At 46.5% G+C, this 20434-nt stretch carries 13 protein-coding genes and 1 riboswitch; of the genes, 4 read left to right on the top strand and 9 right to left on the bottom strand.

Annotation, left to right across the window (positions count from 1 at the left end; all coding sequences use genetic code 11):
• Positions 1–27: 27 nt before the first annotated feature.
• The 7 genes from DRW41_RS06030 to DRW41_RS06000 all read right to left on the bottom strand — a co-directional run bounded on the left by DRW41_RS06030 (position 28) and on the right by DRW41_RS06000 (position 12600).
• Positions 28–3054: an Ig-like domain-containing protein gene (locus tag DRW41_RS06030; protein ID WP_115451077.1), complete on the bottom strand. Its 3027-nt coding sequence runs from the start codon at positions 3052–3054 to the stop codon at positions 28–30.
• A gap of 22 nt (positions 3055–3076) precedes the next feature.
• Positions 3077–3160, bottom strand: a riboswitch (cyclic di-GMP riboswitch).
• A gap of 260 nt (positions 3161–3420) precedes the next feature.
• Complete coding sequence (ybaK, locus tag DRW41_RS06025; RefSeq protein ID WP_115451076.1) at positions 3421–3903, bottom strand: Cys-tRNA(Pro) deacylase; 483 nt, start codon at positions 3901–3903, stop codon at positions 3421–3423.
• Between the two features lie 63 nt (positions 3904–3966).
• On the bottom strand, positions 3967–4422 hold the full coding sequence (locus DRW41_RS06020) for a hypothetical protein (protein WP_115451075.1): 456 nt from the start codon (positions 4420–4422) through the stop codon (positions 3967–3969).
• Between the two features lie 195 nt (positions 4423–4617).
• Complete coding sequence (locus DRW41_RS06015; protein WP_115451074.1) at positions 4618–7071, bottom strand: S8 family serine peptidase; 2454 nt, start codon at positions 7069–7071, stop codon at positions 4618–4620.
• Positions 7072–7445: 374 nt separating this feature from the next.
• Positions 7446–9929 (bottom strand): S8 family serine peptidase, encoded by a 2484-nt coding sequence (locus tag DRW41_RS06010; protein WP_115451073.1) that lies wholly within the window; start codon positions 9927–9929, stop codon positions 7446–7448.
• 186 nt (positions 9930–10115) lie between these two features.
• The gene (locus tag DRW41_RS06005) at positions 10116–10763 is read right to left on the bottom strand and encodes a response regulator (protein ID WP_115451072.1); all 648 of its coding nucleotides are present in this window, start codon (positions 10761–10763) and stop codon (positions 10116–10118) included.
• The gene (locus DRW41_RS06000) at positions 10738–12600 is read right to left on the bottom strand and encodes a GAF domain-containing sensor histidine kinase (protein WP_115451071.1); all 1863 of its coding nucleotides are present in this window, start codon (positions 12598–12600) and stop codon (positions 10738–10740) included. Before DRW41_RS06000 ends, DRW41_RS06005 begins: the two co-directional genes overlap by 26 nt.
• Before the next feature lie 545 nt (positions 12601–13145).
• On the opposite strand from DRW41_RS06000, the gene DRW41_RS05995 reads away from it, so the two are divergent.
• The 4 genes from DRW41_RS05995 to DRW41_RS05980 all read left to right on the top strand — a co-directional run bounded on the left by DRW41_RS05995 (position 13146) and on the right by DRW41_RS05980 (position 17364).
• Complete coding sequence (locus DRW41_RS05995; protein ID WP_115451070.1) at positions 13146–14933, top strand: TIGR04190 family B12-binding domain/radical SAM domain protein; 1788 nt, start codon at positions 13146–13148, stop codon at positions 14931–14933.
• A gap of 153 nt (positions 14934–15086) precedes the next feature.
• Positions 15087–15863, top strand: a complete 777-nt coding sequence (locus tag DRW41_RS05990) for a transporter substrate-binding domain-containing protein (RefSeq protein WP_115451069.1) — start codon at positions 15087–15089, stop codon at positions 15861–15863.
• An 80-nt stretch (positions 15864–15943) separates the two neighbouring features.
• Complete coding sequence (locus tag DRW41_RS05985; RefSeq protein WP_115451068.1) at positions 15944–16609, top strand: amino acid ABC transporter permease; 666 nt, start codon at positions 15944–15946, stop codon at positions 16607–16609.
• Between the two features lie 11 nt (positions 16610–16620).
• Positions 16621–17364, top strand: a complete 744-nt coding sequence (locus tag DRW41_RS05980) for an amino acid ABC transporter ATP-binding protein (RefSeq protein ID WP_115451067.1) — start codon at positions 16621–16623, stop codon at positions 17362–17364.
• Positions 17365–18002: 638 nt separating this feature from the next.
• Here DRW41_RS05980 and DRW41_RS05975 read toward each other — a convergent pair.
• Both DRW41_RS05975 and DRW41_RS05970 read right to left on the bottom strand, forming a co-directional pair.
• Complete coding sequence (locus DRW41_RS05975) at positions 18003–18911, bottom strand: nuclease-related domain-containing protein (RefSeq protein WP_115451066.1); 909 nt, start codon at positions 18909–18911, stop codon at positions 18003–18005.
• Between the two features lie 182 nt (positions 18912–19093).
• Positions 19094–20299: an MFS transporter gene (locus tag DRW41_RS05970; protein ID WP_115451065.1), complete on the bottom strand. Its 1206-nt coding sequence runs from the start codon at positions 20297–20299 to the stop codon at positions 19094–19096.
• Positions 20300–20434 lie beyond the last annotated feature (135 nt).

The raw sequence follows: 20434 nt of genomic DNA, 5'->3' as shown, positions 1-20434 counted from the left end.
GGACAGGGTTTTTGGGATATAAATTTTTTACTTAACTTTTACTTTTACTTCTGTTGAATTGTTTGCTCTATCAAATGCCCGAACGATTAATTCAGTGTCTCTCCCTTGGGATTTAGTTAGTTCAAAACTAAACCTGCCATTTGAAGCTACGGTTCCACTACCTACTAAATCTTTACCTACATATACATTTATAGTCGCTTCCGGCTCGGCAGAACCAGAAACCGTTGTTTTTGCGTTTTTTCCATTGTTGTCATTTGCCGCACTTACACCTGTTAAGCTCGGAGCTGTCTTATCGATTGTAAAAGATACTTTAGTTTCATTTCCTGCCGCATCCCTCACGACTAGAGTGTAAACTCCTTCGCTGGATACAGGGGTTCCAGATACAAATGTTTTGCCATTCAAAGTAGCAGTACCTTCGTTAAATGTCGGTATAACATCTTCTTTGGTATATTGATTATTCAACACTCCGCTCACGACTGGTGCGGTTTTATCGATTGTGAATGTCACAGTTGTGGCATTTCCCACCGAATCAGTTACGATCAAGATATAGCTTCCTTCAGCTGATACCGCTGTGCCCAAATGGTATGGTTTACCATTCAGGGTCGCTGTTCCTTCATCGAAGGTTGGTTTTACATCAATATTGTAAGCAAATCCATTAATGACATCACTTACAGTTGGCGGTGTTTTATCAATATTATTAATCGAAACTGTTACTTTTGTTACGTTCCCGGCTTCGTCAGAAGCAACAAATTCAAATTTACCATTTACCGTGAAAATGTGGGATGAAGCGTTCAGTGTCCCTTCGTTGGTTTCAACCGTAACGATGACATCCTGATTTGTCGGTTCTCCGTTATAAGGATTTACTGTAATGATAGGAGGAACTTTATCGATATTTGTAATTGTAATGGTTTCTACCGTCTCATTGCCGGCATCGTCGGTTGCAATAAAATCAAAAGATCCATTTTCCGTGAAGGTATGGCTAGTTGCATTCAATGTACCTTCGTTTGTTTCAGCTGTCACGACAACATCCTGATTGGTTGGTGATGTGTTATAGGTAAATACAGTGATACTTGGCGCAACCTTGTCAATGTTGGTTATGACAATTTTCTTCTTCGTTTCATTTCCGGCACGGTCGGTCGCAATGAACTCGAACTCGCCATTTTCTTCAAATGTATAGCTTTCCTGGTTTAATGTACCAGGCTCATTCATGCTAACTTTTACAGTGATGTCCTTGTTTGTCGGACTAGTAACATAATCCTCAACAGTGATTTCAGGAGCAATTTTATCGATGTTTGAAATGGTTACTGTTTTCTCGGTAATATTTCCTGCCCGGTCGGTAGCAATGAAAGTGAAGCTGCCATTTTCGGCGAACGTATGGCTCTGTTTGTTTAGGGTACCTTCTTCATCCATTAAAACCTCGACCGTAATATCCTGGTTTGTCCAGTCTGTATTGTACGGTTTTACCGTGATTTCTGGAGCCACCTTATCAATGTTGTTGATTTGGACAGTGTACCTTGTAACATTCCCGGCAAGGTCTGTCGCGACAAACTCAAAGCTGCCATTTTCAGTGAAAGTATAACTTACCGCATTTAGCGTTCCATCTTCATCCATGCTAGCAGTTACAGTGACATCCTGGTTCGTCCAATCGGTCGCATATTCACTGATTGTGATTTTTGGAGCAATTTTGTCAATGTTCTTTACAGAAACTTTAGCTGATCCCCTGTTCCCTGCCATATCGACAAAATGAAATACAAACTCGCCATTTTCTGTGAATGTTTTGCTTAATGAACCTTCGTTATTCAGGATTGTTACATCCTCACTTGGCTCAATTGTCACGACAACATCCTGGTTTGTAAGCTTTTCAGTTGAATAGCTTACTTCGGCGGTTGGAGCCACTTTGTCAATATTTGAGATATTAACATTTACTTCGGCGGTATTTCCTGCTGCATCCTTAAACTTAAGATTTATGTTCTCGTTTTCAGTAAAAGTAAGTGTGTAGGTCAACTCGTCTACTGTCTTAAAAGCAACTGTTTCAGGCAATTCATTAAGGTTAGTAAATGTAACTGGCTTAGTGACAGCCACCGTCGCTGTTACATCTTGGTTTGTCCATTCACTGGTGGTAAGAGTAATGGATCCTACTGGAGCTTTCTTATCAATATTGTTTACCGAAACGTTCACCGAACCCGGGTTTCCAGCTCTATCAATAAATTTTAATTCAAAACTGGCATTTTCAGAGAAAGTAAGAGTCGATGCTTCCTCAGTAAAGGCTACATATTCAGGGAGTTGGTCAATGTTCGTATACGTTACAGATTCATTTGCTTTAATAGTGGCAACCACCTCCGTATTGATCGGTGATTTCGTTGAATATTGAACCTCCGCTTTTGGGGCTACCTTATCAATATTATCAATTGTTATTGTTTTCTCCGTAACGTTCCCCGCCAAATCAGTGGCGACGAAGGTGAAACTGCCATTTTCATCAAAGGTATGGCTATTGGCATTCAACGTGCCTTTTTCATTCATAGTGGCAAACACCGTAATACTTTGATTTGTCCAGTCTTTTGTATAGTCATTAAAATTAATATCCGGCGGAGTAAGGTCTACCGTTGTAAAAACTGACGGTGCACTCGTATGCACCTGTCCCGCTGTCTTGCCATTTTGGTAAACGGTGTAAGCATCAATGGTAATTTGTTCATCATTTTTGTTTTTTAAATTTTTCTCATCGAGCGGATGGACATATTCAAATGCCCAGACAGTGTCACTCATTTTTGTAAGTTTAGGACTTACAATTTGATCATTTACTTTAAGCTCTAACTTTGGCCCATCAATTACGACTGTCCCACTCAACAGGACAGTGTTTGCATTGTCGACCCGGGCAGGAATTGGATTCAGATTGATTTTCCCTGTCATTTTATTCATTTCGGTCCTGCCGGTTGTGACGGTTTTTTCATTTGGCTGTGCGGCGGGAGCTGCAAGCGCCATTGGGCTTGCATTCAAGATTAACGTCGTTACCAAAAGTGTTGAACCCCATTTTTTCGCGATGCTTTTCTTCTTCATGTTTTTCCCCCAAAAAATAAATTTTTTAGAGGGCCGGTTACACTACTAGCTCCAGATCACCCAAGTGTCCACATAAAGGCGGTCCTTCATCGCTTCCCTTCGAATGATTTCCATGGCTTTTCCAACAGATAGCTAGATTATAAATCGTCAAACCACCTAAATTAAACACAAATCGTTAGCCAATTCTCGGGGCGGATATAGGTAGAATGTGAGGAAATTAAATGGAAATTGTCGAAGAAGAAAAAATGGACTCAGAAAATATTTGCCAAATTGTGAACAAATAACAACTATCGATTTTTTCATGAATCCAAGAAATAAAAAAAGAGCTTTTCCATAGAAAAAAGACGCATTTTGTCATGCGCCTTTTTACCCCTGCCCAGATAGGTCAGCTATCTCGGCATCTATACTCTCTTTTAAAGTTTGTGGCGAGAGTTCAATTTGAACCCCGATCTTCCCCCCGCTGACAACTATACGCTCAAGCAGTTCCGCGCTGCTGTCAATGAACGTCCTGTATAGCTTTTTCATCCCGATCGGCGAACAGCCGCCGCGTATGTACCCGGTAAATTTTTGAATATCCTTTACAGGTATCATTTCGACCTTCTTTTCGCCGGCGGCTTTTGCTGCTTTTTTTAAGTCAAGTTCGGCCTCTACTGGAATGACGAAAACATAAATATTCTTTGATGCTCCCTGGGTGACAAGCGTTTTAAAGACCATTTCCTTCGGCTTGCCAATCTTCTCCGCAACGGAAACTCCGTCCACCTTGCCATCGCTTACTTCATAAGACAACATGGCGTACTCGGCTTTTTTCGAATCGAGCAGCCGCATTGCATTTGTTTTTGAAACAGCCATGCCTATCCGTCCTTTCTATCTTACAGCCAGATAGGAATAGCCTATGCCTTTTGCCTGGAAAATTCAAGCACCCTGCTGCAGCTCGATTTGTTCGTAATAATAGCGAAGCGACTGGAAGATTATTTTTTTCGTAAAGTTCCGATCTGTTCCCTGGAGCAGCTTTTCAGCGTACTTCCATGCCCTTTTTTCGATTAAAAATGACAGCTTCGCCCGCTCAATTTCGGTTGTGGCATATTCAAGCCGTTCCGCCAATATAGCTAGAGCCTTATCTTCTGCATGCCCGAGTTCATGGGCGAATATAACAGCGATATAAAGATCCAGGTTAACAAGTGAACCGAACAGCTGGAGGCACTGCTCCTTGATTTCTTCTATATATAGGGTGATTGTATGAGTGGATAAGGAGTATTTTCCTCCTGCAAGCCTGGACTCCGGATGGTGATTTTCCAGCTTGATAGCTGCCTTGCTCCCGGACTGGAGGAGAAGCGGGGTAAGTATCTTTGTATATATTTCTATCAACATTTCCGCCCCTTTTTACATAATGGAAATCAGTATACTCCTATGGACGGGGAGAGAAAATCCGCCTTTTTACCTGTTTTTCCAAAGAGATATCTGCTCATTTGCTTTGTCGATAATGTGCAACCGCCACCTGCTTCAGTGCAAACGGCAAAGAGAGGAGCGGGATGCTCCTCTCTTTTGGTTATTTGTTTTTCATGTTTACTGGAACCATGCCTGGAACCAGCGGGACGATGCTACTGCGTAGTCGGCGCGGGTTACTTTTTTGCCTGGTTCAAAAACCGCTTCGACTGTCGGTAACAAGTCATAAGGCCCCTGTTTTACGCTGAATGCCGCGTTGAGGATATTCAAATCAAGCGCAACCTGAACATATCCCTTTAGTTCAGCCGGAATTGATGAATTATCTTTAAGCTTGATTCGGTCGCTATTGTAAAGGACCGTAACATCGCCGCTATGGTCAAGCGCCATTTGCTGGAGCCCGAGCGCCTGGACTAGCGTGTAGGCGAGTTCAGCCTTGGTGAAGGTGCCATTGGGATTGAAGTTCCCAGCAGAATCGAGGCGCATGACGCCTTTTTGCGTAATTTTCCCATCCTTGATTGCGGCACCTTTCGCCAGTACTGCAAGTGCGTATGGGAGTTCCTCCGCAGCCGAATCCTTTGCTGAACCGGATAGGCTTTGACGAATGCCTGCACCGGCAACCAGATAACGTGCCAATTCTTTTCTCAGCAAATATTGGTCAGGTTTGAATGTACCGTCCGAATAGCCATCCATCAGCCTTTCATTGACAGCCATTTGGATTGCCGAAGCCGCCGCATGGCCATTAATGTCGTTGAGTCCAGTAAAACCGCTTACTTTCGTGAAAGCGAGGGTTCCCGAGATTGTTTCCGGAAGCGCCGTTCCAATCGGATTTAATTCATTACCGCGCAGGCCGCGTACTTCTGCTTTCCACTGCCCTGCCTTTGGCGATGTTACGGAAACCGTCCTGTCCGGATAAAGGGCGAATAGCAGATTGACTCCGGAGCTGTACTCCGTTCCGTCCGGCGAAGTCAGCACCAGGTTGACTGGATTTCCGGTCTGGCCCAAAAGGCCGTATGCATCAATCCGTGCTGTAAGCTGGGAAATTCCCTCCGGCACTGTAAACGAGTACTGGCTTGTCAGCAACGGGTTATAGTCTACCTCAAACGGTACCCGCTCAGTTTCCGCCTGTACATTCGCATTGAACTTCTGGTATTCATTGACGGTCTTTCCATATTGCTTTCCGAACATCACCGCTTCAAGGGCCGCGTAGGCGTTGACATAGCCTGAACCTACTTCCCACGTTTCATAGCCCGGCATATTTGTCGCCGTATCCTGAAGGACTTTTTTAATCTCATCCGGCGACAATGATGGTTTCGCTTCTAGTAGAAGCGCTACAATCCCGGCGACATGCGGAGTCGCCATCGAGGTTCCGCTCATCGTTGTATAGAATGGAAGATAGGCAGGCTCGATTGTGGTCGCGTCAGCATCAGCCCCAAGTGAGGAAACTGGAGCGATAACCCGGGTCGAGATGATATCCACTCCTGGCGCTGTCAGTGTTGGCCTGTCTGCCCAAGTATAGGTTTCCCCGTCCATTTCAAACGTTCCGCCAACCCCTTTTGTACCTCTGGAAGAGAAGTCAGCCAATGAACCATCTTTTTCACCGGCAGCTACGGAGATAACCCAAGGAGCTTTTGCGTAAGGATTGTGTGTATTTTCCCCAGGCCCTTCATTTCCCGCTGCAAAAAGAACAGTGATTCCGCGGTCATGCGCGGCCTTGCTTGCGATATTGATTGGGTCATTTGGATCGAAGTCGCCTGAAGATCCCCAGGAGTTTGTAATAACACGGATATTGTATCTAGTTTGATTCGTGATTGCGTAGTCAAAACCGCCAAGGCCATCCAGGACGAATAATGCCGCTCCCGAACCGTAGCCGATTAGATTTGCACCTGGTGCCACCCCTTCATATTTTCCGCTTGAGCTTGCTCCCGTTCCGCCAACCGTACCGGCAACATGGGTCCCATGCCCAGAGTTTGAGTCAGTATTCGGGACGTTTTCAAGATACGTAACCGGAAGTAATCCTGGTTCCAGGGCTGCAAGGTTGATGCTGCCAAGGACGTTCTGGACGAGGTTTTTGCCGAATTCATGGTCGCGGTGCGTGCCGTCAACCCCACTGTCATTCACGACAACCCCGACTCCATTGCCGGTCACAGGCAGACCTCCATTCGCCTTTTGCATCGCTGCATCCGTGCGCGCTTTATCAACGCCGGTCAACGCAGTCGCATCGTAATTTGAGTAGGTGAGCTTATGGTTCAAGTATAGCGACCTTACTCCTTCTTTTGCCGCTAGCTGATTGATTTGATCCTTTGTGGCGATAATCCCGGCGATCGGCAGTGACTTCATTGTCACGCCAGTCGTTATACCGAGCTGTTTTAAGACGTTAAGCTGTGAGTCGGAAGGCGCCCCTTCCCCGTCGAATGTAACAATTACCTGCAGGCTGCCCGTTGCCTTTTCCATCGCTTTGGCCAAATTGCCATCGATTGCCGCCGTAAGCCCCGCCGCTTTTGGATTGGCCATGCCTGGCGCCAGCAATGAAAGCAACATCAGCAGGCTAACAAGACCCGAAAACCACTTTTTCATTTTGCAATCCCCTTCCAATGGTTAATTCTCTTGCTACTATCATTATCGTAAAATCAAAGCTTTCTAACTATTCAGCAAATGGAGTAATTGCGCCTGGTAAAGGTACTATTTTTCAATCGTACGAAAGTTATAGAAAAGGAGTAAGGTATATGCCGGGGGAGTAGACTGTGGTAGAGGCGGGGGTGACCGGAAGAGGTGATTAAGATTATTTCATGGAAAAGGCTCCCCCAGATGGTATTGAGAGAGCCATAGGGATCGTTTCAACCTTAAAAGTTATCCAAATGGTCTTGAAACACTTCATTGCCAATAAAAACCCTGCCCGTTCCTATAACATGTAAAAGCCTCCGCCCAACAAGGAGCGGAGGCTGTTTAGATTATAGCGCGGCCGGATGGTAGCTTGCGAAGTAGCGGGTGATGGCTACCGCGTAGTCGGCGCGCGTTACTGTTTTTCCTGGATCAAATTTCGCTGTAATTGTAGGCTTTAAGTCAAATGGGCCCTGGACGACCGAGAAGTACGCATTCAGGATATTCAGGTCAAGGGCGAGCTGGACGTGGCCGCGAAGTTCGGCGGGAACGTTCGCCGCATCCTGGATTGCCACCCTCGTTCCATTGTACTGAACGGTAAGCCCCTGCCCTTTCATCTCATTTGCCTGCTCCTCGAGACCGAGCGCCTGGACAAGAGAGTAGGCAAGCTGCGCGCGGTTTACTTTTTCATCCGGCGAGAATTTCCCTGAGCCAGCAGCCAGCATGACGCCGCCGTTGTTTTGGTTTCCGTCTTTAAGCGCGGCGCCTTTGGCGAGTACCGCTTCAACGTACGGAAGGTCCATCGCTTTAACATCGGACACACTAGGAGTGCCTGTCAGCGGAAGGAACTGCCTTACCCCAGCACCCATCACAAGATATTTCGCAAGCTCGGAACGCTTCAGCGCGGCATCCGGCTCGAATTTTTTCGTGCTTTTTCCGTCAACGAGCCGTTTGCTCACAGCCAGTTTGATTGCCGACTCCGCAGGGTGGCCGCCGATGTCATCCAATCCGCTATAGCTCCCGGCTGTTTTTGTAACTAGTTCAACATTCAATGTTTCCGGAAGGGCAAGTGAACCTTCGAGCCCTTCCACACTTACCTTCCAGGTGCCCGGCTGTGGGTTGACTACCTGTACCGTGCGGTCAACATAAAGAGGGAACAGCAGATAGATTCCCGATGTATGCCTCGTTCCATCCGGTGCGGTGAGGACGAGGTTGATTGTATTCCCAGTCTGCCCGAGCAAGCCATATGCATTCAGGCGGGCGACTAGTTCTGTCTGTCCCTGGGATACGGTAAACGATGCTTCGTTTTTCAGGTTCAGCGGGCTGTAATCAATGGTTACATTTTGCGAAGAAGCGCTCATTTGCGCATTGGAATTGAAATTATTGTTCACATTCAGGATTGAGCCATATACCCGCTGGTTAAGCGCGGCGTCCACAGCCGCATAGGCATTGACATAGCCTGAGCCAACTTCCCATGATTCATAGCCAGGCATGTTCGTCGCCGTTTGCTCAATGATTCTCTTTACTTCAAGCGGCGAGAGCGCAGGGTTTGCATCGAGGATCAAAGCGACGATTCCCGCGACATGCGGCGCGGCCATCGAGGTCCCGCTCATTGTTGTATAGTATGGCAAATAGGCTGGTGGAATCAGGTTTACATCATCCGTAGCGCCAAGCGCGGCCACTGGCGCAAGGACCCGTGTCGAGATGATTGTTTGCCCCGGTGAAGTAACGGTTGGACGGTCTTCCCACGTCCACGTTTCAGACCCCACGGCGACCGTACCGCCTTTCCCCTTCACGCCTCGGGAGGAGAATTCAGCAAGCTGGCCTTGCTTCGTACCTGCCGCAACCGTGATGACCCATGGCGCTTTTTTATAGTTTCCAGAGATAGTCGAATCCCCTGGCCCCGAGTTCCCGGCCGAGAATACAGTAACAATCCCGCGGTCATAAAGCGCCTTTGTCGCAACGTTGATTGGGTCGAACGGGTCAAAGTCCGTTCCGGAATCCCCTGTATCTCCCCATGAATTGGTGATGACGCGAATATTGTATTCAGCCTGATGCGTTAGTGCGTAATCGAATCCTCCGAGCGTATCAAGCATGGCAACCGCCGCTCCGGAACCATAGCCGATCAGCTTCGCGCCTGGCGCTACCCCTTCATACTCACCTTTTGACATTGCTCCATTGCCGCCAACAATCCCGGCAACATGCGTGCCGTGTCCGGAACTCGTGTCCGTGTTCGGCACATTTTCAATCCAGGAAACCGGAAGCAATTCGCTAAGGGCGTTAAGGTTCGTTGCCCCTAGGACGTTTTGGACAAGATGGCCGCCGAACTCGATGTCCTTGTGCGTGCCGTCCACGCCGCTGTCATTGATGACAACGCCGATTCCGTTCCCGTTGACAGGAAGGCCGCCATTCGCTTTTGTAAAAGCCGCCTCGCTCCTCAGGCGGTCGACTCCAGTAAGTTCGGTCGCTTCTTTGTTCTCATATTTAAGCTTCTTATTTGGATAAATAGAGAGCACATTTTCATTCTGGCCCAGTTTTTCAACCTGATCCTTTGTAGCAAGGACCCCCGCAATTGGCAGCGAGTTAAGGACGACTCCCTTTGACAGCCCGAGGCCATTTAAAAGGGACAGGATTCCATTCTGCCCGCCGGCTCCCTCCTTGAATGTTACAATGACTTGCTGCGGCTCTGTCGAGGATGCCAGCTTTTTCAGCAAGCCCGGCTCGATGACAGCCGTGCCGGCCGCGCTTACTTTTTCAGAACCTCCGAAATGGATTGAATTTAAAAACAGTCCTAGTATCATAAAAATGGACAGGAACAAAGACGCTTTTTTCATTACACACCCTCCTATTTTGAATATTCCAACTTAATTCTATTATTACATTGTTTAAGTTGTGGTCCTATTCTCCACAGGCTGTATTTGGCGGACGCAAAGGTACTAATTTTTTATAAGCCAAAAGTAGTACCAGACCAATTTTCCAAAGAAGAAGCCGGCGCTTCATTACGAAGCCCGGCTATCGGTTCAAGGCAGTGGTATGAGCTGGTTTTGGACCGCGTAGATGACCACCTGCGAACGGCTTTTCACATCCAGCTTTTTAAAAATTTTCGATACATGGATCTTGACTGTTTTGTCGCTAATGAACAGTGCTTGAGCAATCTCCTTGTTATTCATCCCCTGGACAAGGCAGAGAAGAACTTCCTTTTCGCGCTCCGTCAGCATCTCGTCTTTCTTTTCCTTCGGCTGTTCCGGAGGCTGCTGATTAAAGCTAAGGAACTTTTTCGTCATCGACGGCGCGATAACAGATTGCCCGCGGGCTACGGACCGGATGGCTTCAACGACATGCTGGGAAGGCGCATCCTTCAGCAGATACCCATCTGCCCCTTCACGGATTGCCGACATAAAATACTCGTCGTGGTCAAACATCGTCAGAATCAGGATCTTGATTGAAGGATAATCTTTCTTAATCAATCCGGTAACTTCAATCCCATTTTTATCAGGAATATTTATATCCATTAAAATAACATCCGGCATTATTTCCGGCACTTTGGCCAGTGCATCGAGCCCCGAAACGGCCTCTCCAACTACTTTGATGTCGGGCTCAAGGTCAAGGATATTCTTCAGGCCGTCGCGCAACACCGCATGGTCATCGACCAGCATAAGCTTGATCATTCATTACTCCCCCTTCTATTCCCATCCGCGGCACCGTCAGCGTGATTTCCGTTCCGGCTCCTTCTTTGCTGTCCACCTGAAGGGAGGCCTGGATTCTTTCCGCCGCCTCGTTCATATGCAAAATGCCGAAGTGGGGTTCGTTCCTCGCTTTGATCATGGCCTGGAACAATGAAAATCCGATGCCGTTGTCTTTTATCTTCAAAAAAACATTCTCGCGCTGATAGCTAAGCATCACTTCAATTTTTGTGGCCTGTGCGTGTTTTAAGGCATTTTGGACGCTTTCCTGGAAAATATCAAATATGACTTTCTCCGTCATTGAGCTTAGTTCGAATTCAGTCCCTCTTTTTGCAAGGTCAATCTCGACGGGATGTTCCTTCCTGATAGCCTGGACCCTTGACTGGATGGCTGTCATGAGGCCGACCCTTTCAGTCGGGTAAGGGCGGAGCGCGTAGATCGACTCCCTGACTTCCCGCAAGCTTTTCCGGAGTTTGTCGGTGCTTTCCTGGACTAATTTTAACGAGTCCTCGGGGGCCTTCAAAAACTTCCGTTCGGCGGTTTCAAGGTTCAGGACCGCGCCGGCGAGCGTCTGCGCAACGCCGTCGTGGATATCCCGGGCAATCCGGTTCCGCTCCTCGAGGATAAGCCGTTTTTCCTCCTCCGCGAAAAGCCATTTTGTTTTAATCAGCACGGCCAATTGGTTGGCGAGGGTGACAGCCGACTGAATGTCATCCTCCGTAAAACTTTTTGTCCTGCTCCTCCCAAAAACGAACAAGCCAACAATCTCTTCATCGAGCATAAGCGGGGCGTACATCTTGGAGCGGATTTCATCATGAAAAAATGCTGCCGCAGGGCCTGGCTCACGGCGGGAATTATGGTAGATAACAAGATGCCTTACCGTATCTAATCCGGCTAGCTGTTCCTCGCCAAATCCGGCATCTTCGTTAATAAGCCCGGAATGAAATTTTTGAACCCATTGCCCTTCTTCCTTTGTCCACAAAACACAGGCATCCACATCAAGAAACGCTGGAAGATTCTCACCAAGAAAACCAAGCCAATCGTTTGATGCAATCTTCTTGTTCAATTCCGAAGAAATGCTGAAAAGGGCTTTCAGTTTCGATTTTTCCTTCCTCAGCCTCACAATGATCGAACTGAGCAGCGCAAACCCGACAAGCGGCGAGAAAAAGAAGAAAAAGGTAATAACATCGATTTCTCCCCTATTCTGATTGCCCAAGACAATGAAAAGGACGAGGTAAATATAAGAAACGGCAAGGCTGTTCAGTTCCTGGAGCGTTTTCTGCTTCCACATTTTAAGCGAATATGGCTGAGGACGGACAACGAGGATAATATCAACCAAAAGATTATTAATTAGGTAAAAGGGGATGATGAAAAAGGTGATATGAAGCAAGCCGCCAATGACCGCCGGTTTAACGTCAAGCCCCGCTGCCACATCCGCCCATTCAGCCAGCAAATATGCCCCGTACAGGCTGATGACCAACTGTGCCGGATTGAAGCAAACAATCCTGAGCGGCCTTCTCTTCCAAAGATTGGTTGCGAATACGACAAATGCATAGGCCAAAACCGCATACTCGATTCCCTGCATGACATAAATGGCATACACAATCGGAAATGCAATCGTCGTAAATCCCCTCCAGACAGGCATCGGGTACAGCTCTATGATTGCCAGAAAGACAACAAGAAGGCAGAAGATCAACGGTTCATTCGGTTCCTTAATTTTCAAAAAAGCGTCAAGGAGAATAAGCCCCCCAACCGCGGATATGCCCATCATTGAATAGCGGGATACCTTTTCTTTCCTTTTCAGAAGCTCCTTTGCTCCCATTCACCCTCTTCCCCTTCCATCCCAGTTCAAAATTTTCTGTTAATAACACTTTATGTGATTTGCATTCGATGTACAATAAAAAAGCCTCTTTCATGATGAAAAAGGCGGGAAAACCCAAACCGGCCAAATGGCATGCCACTGGCCGATGCTGGGACAAACCTATTCGTGGGTTTGTTTACTGCCATTATCGCAAATTCTTCAATCCCCTCCTATTCAGCAAAAGCAATATTTTAAGTACTACTTTAGTAGTAAAATTGAAAACAGCTATCAACTGCCACAAATTTGATGGAAGTATTGACTGGTTTGTCACGCTTTTGTCAATCTATGCCAAACCCAGCCACTGTTTTTTATACTACACTGTAGGTGTGAATGGTTGCCGACAGACTTAAATTATTTTGTGAAAAACTTCACATTTTGTCGGTTTTTATCAAGTCTTCAATGTTCATCTTACATAAAGATAAATCTCTCACTTTCCTTGCTGGTTGGCAGTGCCTTTCCAACATAAAGATAATCGTGGGAGTAACTACTTAACAGAGGGTGACGAAATGAAATACGATTTGGTTCTCCTGCATGCTCCGAGTGTTTATGACTTCCGGAAAAATTCACTTCTTGCCGGCCCAATCAGCGATGTGGTTCCTTCCTCTCCGGTTTTTGAAATGTACCCGATCGGCCTGACGAGCATCGCCGATTATCTTGAAAGGTACGGACTAAAGGTAAGGATTATCAATATTGCGAACAGGATGCTGATGGACCCTGATTTCAATGTTGAGAAAAAATTGGCGAACATCCAGGCCCGCGCCTTTGGAATCGACCTTCATTGGCTTCCCCATGCCCATGGCAGCATTGAACTGGCCAAAATCGTCAAAAGGCTCCATCCGGATACGCCTATCATGTTCGGTGGGTTATCCTCATCCTATTACCATAAGGAATTAATTGAGTATCCGTTTATCGACTTTGTCGTGCGCGGTGACTCGACTGAAAAATTAGTGCTCATGCTAATGAATAAGCTTGAATTCGGGAATACCCATTTTGAGGACATCCCGAACCTGACGTGGAAAAAAGGCGCGGAAATTGGTTTTAACCCTCTATCCTATGTGCCAAAGGATCTTGATGAGTTTGACGTCCCTGGCTATCGTTACACAATCCGGTCTGTTTTCAAGTATAAAAATTTCATGGATCCCCTTCCCTATAACGGCTGGCTCCAGTATCCGAACACAGCCATCCTGACAGCTAGGGGCTGCACCCAGAATTGCCTTATTTGCGGCGGATCAAAGGAAGGCTATGAGCAAAACTGCAACCGCAAGTCCCTCGCCTTAAGATCCCCTGCAAAATTAATAGAAGATATCCAGTTCATCCAGCGCTTCAGCAGGGCGCCGATTTTTATCCTTCATGACATCCGCCAGGGCGGCAAAAAGTATGTGGAGGAGTTTTTACAGCTTCTAAAAGGCATGAATTTAAAAAATGAACTGGTTTTTGAATTGTTCCAATACGCGGATGAAAGCTTTTTTAAACAAATCAATGAGGCTGTTCCAAAATACAGCGTTGAACTGACTCTTGAGACACATGACGAAGAGCTGCGGCGCTTGAATGGAAAATTCCATTGCAGCAATAGAAAGGTCATCGATACATTACAATACGCTTTGAAACACGGCTGCAAGAAGATTGACCTTTTCTTTATGGTCGGGATTCCCGGCCAGACTTTCCAAAGCTCCCTTGAAAACATTAATTTTGCCGAAACCATCCATCTTGCATGCGGCGAAGACCCGCGCCTGTTCTATTTCGTCGCCCCGCTGGCACCATTCCTTGATCCGGCGAGCGCGGCTTTTGAGAATCCTGACCGCTACGGCTACAAAAAACTTTGCCACTCGCTCGAGGACCACCGTAAGGCGATTACCCAGCCATCGTGGAAGCATATGCTAAGCTACGAAACATTTGAGATGACCCGGGATGACATAGTGAACGCAACCTATGAATCAGCAAGGCTTCTAAATGAATTCAAGCTAAAATACAACCTAATTGATCTTGAAGGCTACAAAGACATTGAAAATAAAATCGAAAAATCCGTCCATTACATCGAAAGGATCGACCATTTGCTGACCCTTCCCGAGAAAGAATATGAAGTAGAATTGGCAACTATCAAGAAGGAAATCGAGGAATTGAACAAACATAGTATTTGCGGCAGCAACGAATTGAAGTGGGAAGTCCAAAAGAACTATGCAAACTTCTTCTCCCTTGCGATGGTCGGTTTGGAACAGCTTTACGAGGAATATGCCATCAAGCTCCGCAAGCAATTCCATCCAAAAGTGCGCCATCAGGTAAAACTCGACATATAAGGAATTGAGCCCTTTTTTTGAGGGCTCTTTTTATTTTTCATTCCATTACCCAACGCCTAATCGAAGGAAGTTTCTTTAGGAAACAGGATTATTATACTGGCATAAGGGTAAATAATTCTATCAGTCGCAGGAGAAAGGGGTTTTACCGTTAAGATGAATAGATGGAAATTATATGCTTTTTGCTTGGTTGCTATCTTGCTATTTTCCGGCTGTGCCGAAAAGCACAAGCTCGCCGATGGAAGCGAACTTATTCGCGAGGGGGAGTTTGCTTTTGCCGCGTCGGGTGAATTCAAGCCTTTCAGCTATATGACGGATGACCTTGAATTAACCGGGTTTGATGTCGAGGTTGGCAAGGCTGTCGCAAAGGAAATGGGCCTCAAACCCATCCCAAAGAGGATGAAATTCAAAGGAATTGTCGAAGGGGTTAAAACTGGCCGCGCGGACGCCGCGGTAGCTTCACACACCATCAATCCCCAAAGGAGCAAGCATGTCTCCTTTTCTACTCCTTATTATTATTCAGGGCCGCAAATTTTTGTCCGACCAGACAGCGGGATTAAAACTGTTGAAGATTTAAAAGGGAAAGAGGTTGCCGTTGCAAAAGGCTCTACATACGCAGATACCGCCAGCAAGTATACCTCCAATCTAAAAATGTACGACAGTGACATCACCGCGCTGAAAGCCCTTAGCATCGGAAGGCACGATGCGGTCATCACCGATTTTGTTACCGGAAAAAGCGCGAAAAAGGAAGGCTTTAAAATCGAGGGCCGGCAGCTGATTGAACGAAGCGAACAGGCGATCGTCCTCCCTCAGGATAATCCCGCCCTCCTTAAAAAGGTAAACGCTGCACTCGAAGCACTCCGGGAAGACGGAACTTTGAGCAAAATATCAATAGAGTTCTTTGGTGAGGATATTACCAAAAAACCTGAATAATCAATTCGCGCCTTAAGGCCCGTGTTTACAAGGCTTGTTGAGGCCCTGACTATAAACCAGTGAGAAAGGAAGATCCTATTTTGCCTAGTTTTTCACACTTCTTCAATACGTTAATCGATAGCAGCGGGCTGTTCATGGACGCCATGCTTTTAACATTAAAACTTACTGTAGTGTCGGTGCTGGTCGGTATTGTCATCGGGCTATTTTTCGCCCTTCTGAAAATTTCAAGGGTGAAAGCGCTCGGCTATATCTCTGACGCCTATGTATACCTTGTGCGCGGAACTCCGCTAATTGTCCAGATTTTCATTTTGTATTTCGGGATTAGCGGCATCTTTCTTTTGCCGGACTTCTGGGCCGCATCTTTGGCGCTAGCCTTTCACAATGGCGCCTACATCGCTGAAATATTCCGCGGCTCCATCCAGGCGGTCGATAATGGCCAAATGGAAGCGGGCCGTTCACTCGGGATGAGCAAATGGCTTACAATGCGGAGGATTATTTTACCCCAGGCGTTCCGCCGCGCCCTTCCGCCGCTTGGCAACCAATTCATTATCGGTCTTAAAGACTCGTCACTCGCCGCCTTCATTTCAATGAACGAACTATTCAACGTGGCGACTACACTTGGATCAAACAATTTCGACGAAATGACCTATTTGCTGATTGTCGCGGTATACTACCTGATCCTCGTCGCCCTGCTCACATTTATTGTCAACCGTTTTGAAAAGAGACTGGCCGTCAGCGACCGATAGGAGGAAATATAATGGAAACACGTGAAATGATCAGAGTCGAAAATTTAAATAAATCATTCGGAGATTTGCATGTTTTAAAAAATATTAATCTATCCGTCTATGAAAGTGATGTAGTTTGCCTCGTCGGCGCGAGCGGTTCTGGTAAAAGCACCCTGCTCCGCTGCCTGAATTTCCTTGAAAGAAAGGATAATGGCAAAATTATTCTGAATGGCCAGGAAGTCCTTCCGCAAACCCATGATATCAATGAAGTCCGCCAGCATGTCGGCATGGTGTTCCAGCACTTCAATCTATTTCCCCATATGACAGTGCTTGAAAATATCATCGAAGCACCAGTCCATGTGAAAAAGATATCCAAGGAGGAAGCCACAAAGGACGCGATGGAGCTCCTCCAGAAAGTTGGCCTTGAGGATAAGGCTGATGTATATCCAAGCAAGCTTTCAGGCGGACAAAAGCAGCGTGTCGCCATCGCCCGCGCACTGGCCATGAAGCCCGATATCATGCTCTTTGATGAACCAACATCGGCGCTCGACCCCGAACTTGTCGGCGAGGTGCTCCAGACGATGAAAGAACTCGCCGTGGATGGCATGACCATGATCGTCGTCACCCACGAGATGGGCTTTGCCAGGGAAGTCGCCGACTGGATGGTTTTCATGGATGGCGGCGTCATCATCGAAAAGGGCCATCCCGATGAATTTTTCAGCAATCCGAAAGAGGAAAGGACACGCGAGTTCCTGAGCTCTACGGGGTTAAAGTGACAGCTGTGGCTGGGTAAGAGGCAATTGCTTTTTTTGGAAAAATTAAAACCCACTGGATCGGCTTGCCGTTGATCCGATGGGTTTTTTGGTTGGGAATTAGTTTGTTTTGGGGTGTGCTTGGCACCTTTTTACGGACTTTGGCGCGTTGTTGTCACGCATCCTGGGGGTGCGTGACATTTGAACCGGATTTCGGCATTCGAATGTCACGCATCCGGGGGTTGCGTGACATTTGAACTCGATTTGGGCCTTTGAATGTCACGCATCCAGGCTTTGCCTGACATTTGAACCGGATTTGGGCCTTTGAATGTCACGCATCCGGCCTTTGCCTGACATTTGAACCGGATTCTGGCCTTTGAATGTCACGCATCCAGGCTTTGCCTGACATTTGAACCGGATTTGGGCCTTCGAATGTCACGCATCCTGCCTTTGCCTGACATTTAAACGGGATTTTGGCCTTTGAATGTCACGCATCCGGCCTTTGCCTGACATTTAAACGGGATTCCGGCCTTTAAATGTCACGCATCCATGCTTTGCCTGACATTTAAACGCGATTTTGGCCTTTGAATGTCACTCATTCGGAATTTTTCCTTAAGCATTATCTTATTCTTATTATCATAACCAAGTAGACCCAAAGAAGATCACTCATAGTATGTATTTTTACTATTTCCCATAACCCTAAAATACTTTTGCAAAGCCCTTAAATAAGTACGGCTGCTAAGGCCAGCCCTGCACCATTCATTTATCGTTTGGACCGTCAATTTTATTTCAGGGAAAAGCAATTTCAACTCGTTGGCGCTCCTCACAATGGCATTCTCAATCTTTTCCTGGCGACCGCAATTACTACAGATTAAAAAATGCTTATTGAAAGTATTCATTTTGGAAAGGCACTTCTCACAAAATATCCCCTTCTTAATCCCCTCATACGTATACGCCGGCAACTTGGAATAGTTGCTGCCATCCTTATTGGATGTTAATAAAATATTAGCCAGTTTCTTATGGCCATCATGCAGTTTGGAAGGACGGCTGTCCATTTCGGCCATGAACCGGTTTACCTGGGTCGAGAGAATAATAGAATCGTCTTCGGGAGCATTGTATAAGGTGAATTCAGGGTGGTTGAAGACCAGAGTGAATCGAACGAGGAAATTCAGCTTGTTCTCACGGAGGTATTGATTGAAAAGATAATTGCTTCTATTTAGCTGCTCGAAAGGATTCTTGCATTTATAGCCGGTCTGCCTCGTGTAAATCTCACCATCTTTCCATACATAATCACCCTTGAAATACTTTACATCAATCGCGTCAATGATCCCCTCGGAAATAATAATCGAATCAATTTGGAAATCAGAGCGGTTTGCCTCAAGTAACATATCATTCAAAATATACCTTTCTTCCTTAAGCTTAGCGGAAAGCTTGTCGAATGCCACCTCCCCCTCGAATCCCGCCTCCAGATTCGACAAGTAAAACTTTTCGCTCTCAGACAGTTCCATACGCGCATTCAAAGACCCCAAGCAACGCAGCGCTACAGATTCTGTTCGTTCTTTCAAATTCATAAACTCAGCTTCCTTTCATATGTTCTAACCTTAATTTTATGGAAAACCCTTTTCTAACCCTGCAACAAATATGAATTTTCTGTTAACTTTTTTCAAGTTTTAGCAATAACGTACAAATCAGCAATCTTTAAAGCGAAAAAAAGGCGCCCGGAAACCCAGGCACCTTTGCAATCTCTAAATACTTAATCAAGCTCCAGATTCTTCGTTTCACGTCCAAGAAAGAACACAGCGGCTGCGCCGATAAGGATGGACAGGCAAAATATCGAGAATATAAGCTGAATCGAGTATCCTTGCGCGGAAAGATACGGAACTAAAAGCGGACCCAGGACGCCACCGACCCGGCCGAAGGAAGCGGCCATTCCGGTGCCTGTTCCCCTGACCGATGTTGGATATTGCTCAGGTGAATATGCATAAAGCGCACCCCATGCCCCAAGGTTGAAGAATGACAGGAATGCACCGGCCATAAGAAGGACCCAGAGAGTGTCTGTGGTGCCAAAGAAATAAGCGCTTGCTGCAGTTCCGGCCAAATACACAATAAGGACGAATTTCCTGCCGATTTTTTCAATGAAATAAGCGGCTGTAAAATAGCCAGGGAGCTGGGCCAGCGTCATGATCAATACATATTGGAAGCTTTTAATCATGCTGAAGCCCTTCATGATCATAACGGACGGAAGCCATAAAAACATGCCGTAGTAAGAAAATACAACACAGAACCAAAGAATCCAGAGCATCACAGTCGGACGGAGATATTTACCCGACCAAAGCGTTTTGATCCCTTCAAGGATGGAAGGTTTCTTCTTTTCCTGAATGGTCACATAGCGTGGTGAATCCGGGAGGTTAATCCTTAGATAAATCGCATAAAGCGCCGGGATGGCTCCGAGGATAAGCGCTGTCTGCCACCCGAATTTCGGAATGACGAAATAGGAAATGACCGCGGCAATGAGCCAGCCAAATGCCCAAAAACTTTCAAGCAGCACGACGACCCTGCCTCGTTTATCCGCCGGGACGCTTTCCGAAACAAGTGTTGAGGCGACGGGGAGCTCACCGCCAAGCCCCATCCCAATCATGAAACGCAGAACAAGGAATAGGGCAAGTGAAGTAGTCAGGGCCGACAGACCGCTTCCGACGGAAAATAATAAAAGCGTTATAATAAAGACATTTTTACGGCCAACCTTGTCTGCCATTAGGCCGAATAAGAGCGCCCCCACCGCCATTCCAATTGAGTTGATGCTGCCAATCCAGCCCATCTCTTTTGGCGTCAGGCCCCAATCAATCTTGAGCGCTGCGATGATGAACGAAAGCATCCCGACATCCATTGCGTCAAACATCCACCCGAGCCCGGCAATACCCAATAATTTTTTCTCTGAGATCGTTTGTGATTTTTTCATTTTTTCCCCCTGAGTTCTGTTTCAATTAATATACCCATTGGCATAATAATCAATTTGCCTGTTTTTTATTTTAACAGGTGTCAAGACACTTATCACCTCTTTTTTTAAAATTATTTCCCAGGAAACAAAATTCGC

This window comes from Neobacillus piezotolerans (genome assembly GCF_003362805.1).
In the GTDB taxonomy this organism is placed as follows: Bacteria; Bacillota; Bacilli; order Bacillales; family Cytobacillaceae; genus Bacillus_D; species Bacillus_D piezotolerans.
This window is presented reverse-complemented; position numbering and strand designations above follow the sequence as displayed.

Excerpts from the sequence above, each read along its gene's own strand:
- DRW41_RS06030 (WP_115451077.1), bottom strand. The coding sequence starts at position 3,054 with ATGAAGAAGAAAAGCATCGCGAAAAAATGGGGTTCAACACTTTTGGTA.
- ybaK (WP_115451076.1), bottom strand. The coding sequence starts at position 3,903 with ATGGCTGTTTCAAAAACAAATGCAATGCGGCTGCTCGATTCGAAAAAA.
- DRW41_RS06020 (WP_115451075.1), bottom strand. The coding sequence starts at position 4,422 with ATGTTGATAGAAATATATACAAAGATACTTACCCCGCTTCTCCTCCAG.
- DRW41_RS06015 (WP_115451074.1), bottom strand. The coding sequence starts at position 7,071 with ATGAAAAAGTGGTTTTCGGGTCTTGTTAGCCTGCTGATGTTGCTTTCA.
- DRW41_RS06010 (WP_115451073.1), bottom strand. The coding sequence starts at position 9,929 with ATGAAAAAAGCGTCTTTGTTCCTGTCCATTTTTATGATACTAGGACTG.
- DRW41_RS06005 (WP_115451072.1), bottom strand. The coding sequence starts at position 10,763 with ATGATCAAGCTTATGCTGGTCGATGACCATGCGGTGTTGCGCGACGGC.
- DRW41_RS06000 (WP_115451071.1), bottom strand. The coding sequence starts at position 12,600 with ATGGGAGCAAAGGAGCTTCTGAAAAGGAAAGAAAAGGTATCCCGCTAT.
- DRW41_RS05995 (WP_115451070.1), top strand. The coding sequence starts at position 13,146 with ATGAAATACGATTTGGTTCTCCTGCATGCTCCGAGTGTTTATGACTTC.
- DRW41_RS05990 (WP_115451069.1), top strand. The coding sequence starts at position 15,087 with ATGAATAGATGGAAATTATATGCTTTTTGCTTGGTTGCTATCTTGCTA.
- DRW41_RS05980 (WP_115451067.1), top strand. The coding sequence starts at position 16,621 with ATGGAAACACGTGAAATGATCAGAGTCGAAAATTTAAATAAATCATTC.
- DRW41_RS05975 (WP_115451066.1), bottom strand. The coding sequence starts at position 18,911 with ATGAATTTGAAAGAACGAACAGAATCTGTAGCGCTGCGTTGCTTGGGG.
- DRW41_RS05970 (WP_115451065.1), bottom strand. The coding sequence starts at position 20,299 with ATGAAAAAATCACAAACGATCTCAGAGAAAAAATTATTGGGTATTGCC.